7 protein-coding genes are annotated in these 8,157 nt (G+C 72.1%); 2 read left to right on the top strand and 5 right to left on the bottom strand.

Annotation, left to right across the window (positions count from 1 at the left end):
• Positions 1–333: 333 nt before the first annotated feature.
• Complete coding sequence (locus V1633_RS36820) at positions 334–1,272, bottom strand: LysR family transcriptional regulator (protein ID WP_331218818.1); 939 nt, start codon at positions 1,270–1,272, stop codon at positions 334–336.
• Positions 1,273–1,347: 75 nt separating this feature from the next.
• Between V1633_RS36820 and V1633_RS36815 the strand changes: the two genes are divergently transcribed.
• Positions 1,348–2,109 carry a CTP synthase C-terminal region-related (seleno)protein gene (locus V1633_RS36815; RefSeq protein ID WP_331218817.1) on the top strand — a complete coding sequence of 254 codons (762 nt, stop codon included), beginning with the start codon at positions 1,348–1,350 and terminating at the stop codon, positions 2,107–2,109.
• A 114-nt stretch (positions 2,110–2,223) separates the two neighbouring features.
• Here V1633_RS36815 and V1633_RS36810 read toward each other — a convergent pair whose 3' ends face one another.
• Genes V1633_RS36810 through V1633_RS36800 form a run of 3 tightly spaced genes read right to left on the bottom strand, consistent with a single transcriptional unit; the run spans position 2,224 to position 5,385 of the window.
• Complete coding sequence (locus V1633_RS36810) at positions 2,224–3,411, bottom strand: M20 metallopeptidase family protein (RefSeq protein WP_331218816.1); 1,188 nt, start codon at positions 3,409–3,411, stop codon at positions 2,224–2,226.
• Between the two features lie 58 nt (positions 3,412–3,469).
• The gene (locus tag V1633_RS36805; RefSeq protein WP_331218815.1) at positions 3,470–4,351 is read right to left on the bottom strand and encodes an isocitrate lyase/PEP mutase family protein; all 882 of its coding nucleotides are present in this window, start codon (positions 4,349–4,351) and stop codon (positions 3,470–3,472) included.
• Complete coding sequence (locus tag V1633_RS36800; protein WP_331218814.1) at positions 4,348–5,385, bottom strand: cytochrome P450; 1,038 nt, start codon at positions 5,383–5,385, stop codon at positions 4,348–4,350. Before V1633_RS36800 ends, V1633_RS36805 begins: the two co-directional genes overlap by 4 nt.
• Before the next feature lie 192 nt (positions 5,386–5,577).
• On the opposite strand from V1633_RS36800, the gene V1633_RS36795 reads away from it, so the two are divergent.
• Complete coding sequence (locus V1633_RS36795; protein WP_331218813.1) at positions 5,578–7,368, top strand: bifunctional metallophosphatase/5'-nucleotidase; 1,791 nt, start codon at positions 5,578–5,580, stop codon at positions 7,366–7,368.
• 195 nt (positions 7,369–7,563) lie between these two features.
• On the opposite strand, the gene V1633_RS36790 is transcribed toward V1633_RS36795, so the two are convergent.
• Positions 7,564–8,124, bottom strand: a complete 561-nt coding sequence (locus V1633_RS36790; protein WP_456238654.1) for a hypothetical protein — start codon at positions 8,122–8,124, stop codon at positions 7,564–7,566.
• Positions 8,125–8,157 lie beyond the last annotated feature (33 nt).

Below are 8,157 nucleotides of genomic sequence, written 5' to 3'. Positions count from 1 at the left end.
CGCGAGGGGACACGTGCGCGAGGTGTCAGAGAGAAGAACAACGGCCCACACCAGAAGAAGGAGACTCTTCCGGGGACCAGAAACCCGCCGGCACCACAGGGGGTCGATGCTCAAGCGAACACGAGATGTAACGACCGCAGGCCCCGGATCATTCCCAGACCCGAACCCATCAGCCCAGCTCACAAGCCGTGCTACTCAGCCGTACGCGTAATGTAACGACCCCAGCCCCGCCAACATTCCACCACAGCCTGTCGATCATGAACCCGAACCGGACACCAGGGACGGACGGTCGTTGATCGTCCGCCGTCGTTCGTGCGGCCCGGACATACCGGATTACGGCACCCTGCTGTGCTGGGTCCGCCCCAGCCGGACACCGTACGGCGATGCCGACGGTTCGGTGAGGACAGCGACAAACGCCGCGACCACCGGTCCGGCGTCCCTCGGCTGCAGCAGCTCCGTGCGGTGGACCAGACGCGGGGCGGTGAGCGGCACCATGGCCACCCCGGCGAACGCCGGCACCGCCGAGCTGGGCAGTACCGCGAGACCGTGACCGGCCGCGACCAGTGCGAGCAGGTGCCACAGGTCGATGCCGTCGTACCGGAGGGTCGGGCGCGGACCGTCGGAGCGGGCCACGGCACACAGTTCCGGCAGCGACGCCGCAACGTCGGGGGCGTCTATCCACCGGGCGTCCAGCAGGTCGTCCCACCTGAGTCCGGTGCGCCAGGCCAGCGGATGGCCCTCCGGAAGGAGGACCACCAGCGGTTCCTCGTCCACCGCGACGCCGGTGGTGACGCCGAACTCCGCGAGCGGCAGCGGATCGCTCGGCGCGACCACGCCGGCGACGAGGCCGACGTCGTACTCACCGGTGACAAAGCCGGTGGCGACCGCCGGCCGGCCGCCGGAGCCGACCGTCACCGCCAGGCCGGGCCGGGACCGACGTACGACGGCGAGCGCCCTGGCCACCCGTTCCGGTACGGCGAGCGGGGTGATCCCGAGGCGGAGTTCGCCGGGCGGGTCGGCGGAGGCCCGTCGGACGTCGGCCCGCGCCGCGTCCAACCGCAGCAGGATCGCGGCGGCGTGTTCGCGTAACCGCTCCCCCGCCCCGGTGGGGCCGACCGGGCGACGGTGCAGCAGGGCCACCCCGAGGGTCTGTTCCAGGGCCGCGATGTGCTGGGAGACCGCCGACTGGGTGTAGCCGAGTCGGCGCGCCGCCGCCGAGAAGGAGCCACAGTCCGCGACGGCCAGGAAGGTACGCAGCAGGTGCGGGTCCACGTCATCAGTATCCCTTATCGAGGATGCACTGATCATCGTTGGTGCTGTACCCGCGAGCCGGTCGAGGATGAGGTCATGTCCGAGAACCGAACCGCGTTCACCGCCCGGCTCGCCCTGGTCGGCGACCGTTCCCCGCACGTACGGGCGCATGTCCGGATCCCTGCCCTGCTCGACGCGCTGCGTGAACGGGACCGACTCGACCTGGACGTCTACTGGATCCCTACCCCGGACGCCGAGGAAGCGTCCGCGCTGGCCGGATTCGACGGAGTCTGGCTCGTGCCCGGCAGTCCGTACCGCAGCGAGGCCGGCGCGGTCGCCGCCGTCCGGGCCGCCCGGGAGACCGGCGTCCCGTTCCTGGGGACCTGCGGCGGCTTCCAGCACGCCCTGCTGGAGTACGCCCGCGACGTCTGCGGCCTGGTCGACGTGGTGCACGGCGAGAACACTCCGGACGGGGAGCGCCTGCTGATCGAGCCGCTCTCCTGTTCCCTCGTCGGACACGAGGCAACGGTGCTGGTCACGCCCGGCACGTTGGCCGAACGGGTGCTCGGCACCCACCGCAGCCAGGAGCGCTACCACTGCGCGTACGGGGTCAACCGGTCCCATCTCGCCACCCTGGAGGCGCACGGCCTGCGGTTGAGCGGCTTCGACCCCGAGGGCGACGTGCGTGTCGCCGAACTACCCGGCCACCCGTTTTTCCTCTGCACCCTGTTCCAGCCGGAACTTGCCGGAGACGGGACCGTCGCCCACGCGGTGATCCGGGCCTTCGCCGAAGCGGCCGCGCTGCGCGCCGAGGGCAGGACACCGGCGTCGGTCAGCGACCGAGTCGCCGGACGGTAGTTGTCCGGAGCGTGTCACCAGCACGCGTCCCAAGAGCCCGGCGTGTGTCACCGCCGCACGTCCTAGCCCGGCGGGGCCACCCGGCCAGGGTTCACGCCCCGGCCGGGTGGCTGGTCACGCCGAAAGCCGGCGTTGCGCCAGCTCGGCGAGCAGCGCCGCACCGTCGGCGAGCACGCTGTCGTCGTACGCCGCCCGGGGCGAGTGGTTCGCCGGTGCCGTCGCCGGATCGTCGGTGACGCAGGCGCCGAGGAAGACGAACGCTCCGGGCACCCGGGCCAGCACCCGGGAGAAGTCCTCCGAGCCGGTCATCGGGTGTTCCATCGGCGTGAAACGGTCCGCACCGAAGAGTTCCCGGACGGTGTCGGCGGCGAACTCGTGCTCCGCCGCGTCGTTGACGGTCGCCGGGTACTCCAGCTCGTACCGCGCCTCGGCCCGCAGGCCGTGCGCCGCGGCGATCTGCTCGCAGAGTCGTACCGCGTACGCCCCGACCTGCTCGCCCACGGTGGGGTCGAACGTGCGGACGGTCGCCTCGAAGGTGGCGTCGTCGGGGATGATGTTGCGCCGGGTACCGGCGTGGAAGGTGCCGACGGTGATGACGACCGGTTCGAAGGTGCTGAACCGCCGGGTCACCATGGTCTGCAGCGCGGTCACCATCTCGCAGGCGACCGGCACCGGGTCCAGCGCGGACTCCGGACGGGAGCCGTGCCCGCCGGCTCCGACGACCCGGACGAACAGCCCGGCGGAGGCGGCCATCAGCGGGCCGGGCCGGGAGGAGAACACACCCCGGTCGAGCACGGAGGAGAGCACGTGCAACCCGTACGCGGCCTCGACCGGGCGACCGGCGGCGGTTAGCACCCCTTCGTCGATCATGTGCTGGGCCCCGTCGTAGCCCTCCTCGCCGGGCTGGAACATGAAGACCACGTCACCGGCGAGGTCGGCGCGCCGGGCGGCGAGCAGCCGGGCCGCCCCGACCAGACCGGCGGTGTGCAGGTCGTGGCCGCAGGCGTGCATGACGCCGGGGTGGCGGGAGGTGTAGTCCAGTCCGGTGCCCTCGGTGACCGGCAAGGCGTCCATGTCGCCCCGGAGCAGCACCACCGGACCGGGTCGGCCGCCGCGCAGCACGGCGGTGACCGAGGAGAGCCCGGTGCCGGTGCTGACCTCCAGCGGCAGCGACGCGAGCGCGGCGAGCACCCGTTCCTGGGTACGCGGCAGGTGCAGGCCCTCCTCCGGGATCTGGTGCAGTTCCCGGCGCAGGGCGACCAGCTCGTGCCGGATCTCCGCCGCGTCCTCCCGTAGACCCATTCCGTCCCCCGTATCCTCGGCTGCTCCCGGCCGGCCCCGCCAGCCGGTCATCAAGATCCTAACCAGGCGGAAGGCCGGTCGACAGCCTTGCCGAGGCGGGCTGCGGCGATGTACCGGCCGTGGTGGCTCGGCGGGGATCTCCGTGACGGCGACCCAGCCGGGCCTGGAGCTGGTGGTAGTCGACCGGACTGACCGGCGGCGGCGTACCGGTCCCGGCGGCGGTCGCGGTCGCCAGGGCGGCGGCGAGGGCGTGCCGGTAGAGCGCCGAACCGGTACTGACCCGGGTCACCCTGGCGGCGGCGAGGGCGTCGAGGTCGGCGCCGGGAGACCAGAGCACGTTCAGTGGCAGCGCCACCGCGTCCGCGACGGCCGCGATCCGGTCGAGGTCGGTGAGCCCGGGTACGAAGACGCCGCTGGCGCCGACGTCCCGGTACCGGGTCAGCCGGTCGACGGTGTCGGCGTACCGGGCGCCCTCGTCGGCCCCGGTACGCAGCCAGTACGTGTCGGTCCGGGCGTTGACGAAAAGCTCCGGGGCGGCCGCGACAACCGCGCCGACGACCGCCGCGTGCTCCTCCGGTGCACGGAGCCCTCCGTCGGCCCGACCGTCCTCCAGGTTGACTCCGGCGACACCGCAGCCGGCGAGTTCCTCGACCAGGGCGGCGACCCGCGACGGATCGTCGTGGTACCCGTTCTCCAGGTCCATGGTGAGCGGCACCGGCAACCGGGGCGCCAGTTGCCGGGCCAGCGCCACGGCCAGCTCGGCACCGTCTCCGGTCGAGTCCGGCACTCCGGCTGCGGCGTTGACCCCGAGACTGGTCGTGCCGACAGCCGGAAAGCCGGCGTCGGCCAACAGCAGTGCGGAGGGGATGTCCCAGGCGTTCGGCAGAAGGAACGGCCGGTCACCTTGGTGCAAGGCGTGGAAGATCCGGGCGGCGGTCACGGCCGGGCCACCAGGACGCGGACCGGCAGTCGCAGGTTCGGCCGGGCCTCGTACGCCACCGGCTGTCCCGGCACCGGCCGGAAGCCCCGGTCGAGTACCGCGCCGACCACTCCCCGAGCGAGCGCGGCGGCCAGCGTCCGGCCGGGGCAGGCGTGCGGTCCGCCGCCGAAGGTCGCCGGCCCGGTCGACCGCCCAGGGGTCTCGGCGGCGGCGAGCAACAGCCACACCTCGGCGCCACGCGGCACCAGCGCTCCGCCCAGTAGCAGGTCGGCCCGGGCCCAGCGCCGGGTGGACTGGACCGGGGCCTGCCGGCGGAGCACCGTCTCGATCCGCCGGTCGGGTTCGGCCGGTGAGTCGTCGGCGAGCAGCGCGGACCCGATCAGCGCCGCGGTCGCGTCACGGGCCTGGAACAGCAGGCCGGCCGCGGCGGCGAGCCGCTCCTGCGCGGAGCCCACCGCCGGGCGCAGCAGCTCCCGCAGCCCCTCGGCTGCGGCATCGGCCTCGGCCGGGGAGACCGTCGGCCGGGGCACCGGGGCGAACGCGTCGCAGAGGCGACCGGTCAACATGACCACCCGGTCGATCTCGGTGGGATCCACCCCGAGGGCCGCCGCGAGCACGGCCACCGGAACCGTGCGTGCCACCGGCATGACATCGACGGGCCCGCCACGATCGCCGACTCGCGCGACGGTCTCGGCGGCGGCGGCCCGGGCCGCGCGGTCCGGATCGGGCAACAGGGCCCGCGCCAGCGACCGACGGCGGGCATGGTCTGGTCCGTCGGAGAACCGGGCCATCCGGGCGCGCAGCCGGCCGGCGGCGGAGACGTCGGGCCGTCCCGGCGGGATGACTGCCAGTTCCGGGGCAACCAGGGCCGCGTCCACGTCGTCCGGTCGGGCGACCAGGTAGACCCCGTCCCGGTGGTGCACGCCGGCGTCGCGCAGGGCGGCGTACCGGGGCGCGGGGCGCGCGCAGCCGGCCAGTTCCGCCAGGGGCAGGTCGGGTGGCGCCGGCTCGGCCGGATACGTCGACGGTGGCATGCCCCGACGGTAGGTGCCGAACGGTTCGGCCGGCGCCGAAGCGTCCGGCGGCCGAACACGGCCCGGAGTGCAGGTTGCCGGACGATGTCGTTCGACGTGGGTCGGCGGGCACCGCTGGCGGGACCGGAAGCGGCTGGTTAGGGTGCCCCTCGGCGCCCACCAGGCGCACGTCAACCCCGAGAAAGGCTCGGCATGTCCCCTCTCACCGGCCCCTCCCGGCGCCAGGTGCTCGCTGTCGCCGCGGCGGCCGCGACGGCACCCCTGGTCGCCGCGGCACCGGCACAGGCCCACCGCGCGACCCGGCCGAAGACCTACGACCTCACCGTCCTGGGTACGTCCGACACCCACGGCAACGTCTACAACTGGGACTACTACCGGGACGCGGAGTACGACGACAGCGCGCACAACGACGTCGGCGTGGCGAAGCTCGCCAGCCTGGTCAAGCAGATCCGGGCCGAGCGGCGGGACCGGCCGACGCTGGTCCTGGACGCCGGTGACACCATCCAGGGCACCTCGCTGGCGACGTACTACGCCAAGCAGGAGCCGATCACCGAAACCGGCGAGACGCACCCGATGGCCCGGGCGATGAACGTCCTCGACTACGACGCGGTGACGCTCGGCAACCACGAGTTCAACTACGGGCTGCCGCTGCTCGACCGCTGGATCCGGCAGCTCGGTTTCCCGGCCCTGGCCGCGAACGCGGTCAACGAGAAGACCGGCAAGCCGGCGTTCACGCCGTACGTCATCAAGAAGGTCTCGCTCGGGCACGGTGCGCCGACGCTGCGGGTCGGCATCCTCGGGCTGACCAACCCGGGTGTGGCGATCTGGGACCGGGGCCACGTCGAGGGGAAGCTGCGGTTCGAGGACATGGTGGCGACCGCCGCCCGGTGGGTGCCGGTGTTGCGGCAGCGCGGCGCCGACATCGTGCTGATCTCCGCGCACGGCGGAGACAGCGGCACCTCCAGCTACGGCCCGGAACTGCCGAACGAGAACCCGTCCGCGCTGATCGCCGAGCAGGTGCCCGGGATCGACGCGATCCTGTTCGGGCACGCCCACAACGAGGTGGTCGAGCGGTTCGTCGTCAACCGCGTCACCGGCGAGCGGGTGCTGATGTCCGAGCCGTCGAAGTGGGGCCAGCGGCTCACCCGGATGGACTTCACCCTGGAGCGCGAGCACGGTCGCTGGCGGATCACCGGCAAGCGGGCCACCATGCTGAACACCAACACCGTGGCCGAGGACCCGAAGGTCCTCGCGGCGGTACGGCGTCAGCACAACAAGACGGTCGCGTACGTCAACCAGGTGGTCGCCACCTCGGCGGTCGAACTGTCGGCGGCGGAGTCCCGCTACAAGGACACCCCGATCCTGGACTACATCAACAAGGTGCAGACCGACGTGGTCACCGCCGCCCTCGCCGGCGGCCAGTACGCCGGCCTGCCGGTGCTGTCGATCGCCGCGCCGTTCAGTCGTACCGCGGTCTTCCCGGCCGGTGACGTGCGGATCAAGGACGTGGCGGGGCTCTACATCTACGACAACACCCTGGAAGCGGTGGTGCTCAGCGGTGCCGAGGTACGGGCGTACCTGGAGTACTCGGCGAAGTACTTCCGGACCGTCGGCCCGGGCGCGCCGGTCGACCCGGAGCAGATCAGCGACCCGGCCGTGCCGGACTACAACTACGACACGATCTCCGGCGTCGACTACGACATCGACATCAGCCGTCCGGTGGGCCAGCGGATCACCCGGCTCGTCCAGCCGGGCACCGACACCCCGGTCGTTGACACCGACCAGTTCGTGGTGGCGGTCAACAACTACCGGCGCAGCGGCGGCGGCAACTTCCCCGGCATCGTGAAGACCCAGGTCTACAACGAGCAGCAGGAGATCCGGCAGCTGCTGATCGACTGGGCACAGGCCAAGGGCAGCATCGACCCGGCCGACTTCTTCCAGCCGAACTGGCGGCTGGTCCGCGAGGGCGTACCCGTCTTCTAGGACGACGCGAACGGGTGGGTGCGGCGCCGGCCGGGCCGGCGCCGCCCGTCACGTCACGGACCCGCTGCCGGTCCAGTACCGCAGCCGCCAGGACGCCGGGAGCGGTACCCGCCGTTGCCGCCGGAGAAGGTGGATACGCCGCTGGCCGGGTCCCCGTGGTGGGGACCCGGCCAGCGGATCGTTCGTGTGGGTGGGTCAGCTGTTGTTCCAGGCGTTGGCGACCAGGTCAGCGGCCTGGTTCTCCCACTTCGCGTACGCGTCCGGGTACGCCGACACCTGCACCTTCTGCGCGGCCACGGTCAGCGGCAGATCATGCCAACCATCAACCTCACGAAGACCCTCCAGGAACGCGGTCGTCGAATACTGCGGATCAGTGATCTGCTCCGGCGAACCCCAACCCGACGACGGACGCTGCTGGAACAGACCCAGCGAGTCATGGTCGTTGCTGGCACCCAGATGACCCAGGTTCTCCAACTTCGACTCCTGCAGCGACGTACCAACGGCGATCACGGCGGCCCGCTCGTCCAGACCAGCCTTCTTCGTGGCCTTCACGATCGCCTTCACGTTGTCAGCCTGCTCACCCGAGATCGGGATCGACGCCTGCTCACCCTGCACACCATGCGGCACCAACCGGTCCCGCGACGGCCTGTCGTTCTTGTGCTCGTCCTTGTGGTCACCCTTACCGTGGTCCCTGTCGGCCATCACCGACATCGCAACCGGCGACACATGCTGCTCGGGAGCGGCCTGCGCGGCCACCGCCGGACCAGCAACAGCGCCACCAACAAACGC

This window comes from Plantactinospora sonchi (assembly GCF_036422035.1).
GTDB classification, from domain to species: domain Bacteria; phylum Actinomycetota; class Actinomycetes; order Mycobacteriales; family Micromonosporaceae; genus Plantactinospora; species Plantactinospora sonchi.
Note: the sequence above shows the minus strand (reverse complement) of the source record. Positions and strands in the feature narration are given on the sequence as shown.